The sequence below is a fragment of the Actinoplanes siamensis genome (assembly GCF_016862395.1).
Classification (GTDB): domain Bacteria; phylum Actinomycetota; class Actinomycetes; order Mycobacteriales; family Micromonosporaceae; genus Actinoplanes; species Actinoplanes siamensis.
In genome coordinates this window covers 1-1,390 of sequence record NZ_BOMW01000133.1, presented here as the reverse complement: position 1 = coordinate 1,390, position 1,390 = coordinate 1, and the positions used below count along the sequence as shown (strand labels likewise).

Annotated in this window: 1 protein-coding gene; it reads left to right on the top strand. The window is 66.5% G+C overall.

What is annotated here, in order from left to right:
- The first annotated feature begins 129 nt into the window (after positions 1-129).
- Positions 130-1,368 carry an IS256 family transposase gene (locus tag Asi03nite_RS37410; RefSeq protein ID WP_203685242.1) on the top strand — a complete coding sequence of 413 codons (1,239 nt, stop codon included), beginning with the start codon at positions 130-132 and terminating at the stop codon, positions 1,366-1,368.
- The last annotated feature ends 22 nt before the right edge of the window (positions 1,369-1,390 follow it).

Below are 1,390 nucleotides of genomic sequence, written 5' to 3'. Positions count from 1 at the left end.
AGTGGAGTCCCTGATAGTGGTGTAACGCGGTTGGCGTGATCGTCGGACAGCCCGTCCGGCATAGAGCGCGGCCATCGCGTGATCTTTCGAGTGAACGTCTCACGGAACTCTCGAAAGGGAATCATCACGATGGCCGCACCACACATCATCGACCCTGCCGGCCTGCTCGGCCAAGCGCTGACCGACGCGTCACCGGATCTGATGCGTCACCTGTTGTCCACCGTCATCAACTCACTGCTCTCCGCCGAGGCCGACGCGATCTGCGGCGCCGAATACGGCGTGGCCAGCTCGGAGCGCGTGAACTCCCGCAACGGCTACCGCCACCGCGAGCTCGACACCCGCACCGGCACCATCGACGTGGCCATCCCGAAACTGCGGTCGGGCTCGTACTTCCCGGACTGGCTCCTGGAACGCCGTAAACGGGCCGAAGCCGCCCTGGTCAGCGTGGTCGCGACCTGCTACCTGCTCGGCGTCTCCACCCGGCGGATGGACAAACTCGTGCAGACCCTCGGGATCACCAGCCTGTCCAAGTCGCAGGTCTCCCGGATGGCCGCCGACCTGGACAAACAAGTCCATGCGTTCCGCACCCGACCGTTGAACGAGTCCGGGCCGTTCACCTTCGTGGCCGCCGACGCGCTGACCATGAAGGTCCGTGAACAGGGCCGGGTCGTCAACGCCGTCGTCCTCGTAGCGACCGGCGTCAACGCCGACGGTCACCGCGAGGTCCTCGGCGTCAAAGTCGCCACCAGCGAGACCAAGCAGGCGTGGAACACGTTCTTCGCCGACCTGGTCGCCCGCGGCCTGACCGGCACCCTGCTGGTCACCTCCGACGCTCACGCCGGCCTGGTCGACGCCATCGCCGCGAACCTGCCCGGCGCGTCGTGGCAAAGATGTCGCACGCACTTCGCCGCGAACCTCATGGCCGTGACCCCGAAGTCCGCGTGGCCGGCGGTCAAGACGATGCTCCACTCGGTCTATGACCAGCCCGACCCGGACTCGGTGCACGCCCAGTTCGACAAGCTCCTCGACTCGGTCGGCAGATCGTTGCCGAAGGTGGCCGCTTACCTCGACGACGCCCGCGCCGACCTGCTCGCCTTCTCCACGTTCCCGCAGCAGATCTGGCGCCAGATCTGGTCCAACAACCCCAACGAACGGCTGAACAAGGAGATCCGCCGCCGCACCGACGTCGTCGGGATCTTCCCCGACCGCGACGCCGTCACCCGCCTCGTCGGCGCGGTCCTGGCCGAACAACACGACGAATGGACCGAAGGCCGCCGCTACTTCGCCCTCGACGTCCTCGAACGCGCCCGCAAATCCACCACCGCCAGCAGCGGCCAACCCGAACTGGAAACCGCCCACAACCTCTGACCAGCACAACTCGAAAGATCAG

What these genes read in the sequence shown, in the direction of transcription:
- Asi03nite_RS37410 (WP_203685242.1), top strand. Translation starts at nt 130, where the DNA reads ATGGCCGCACCACACATCATCGACCCTGCCGGCCTGCTCGGCCAAGCG.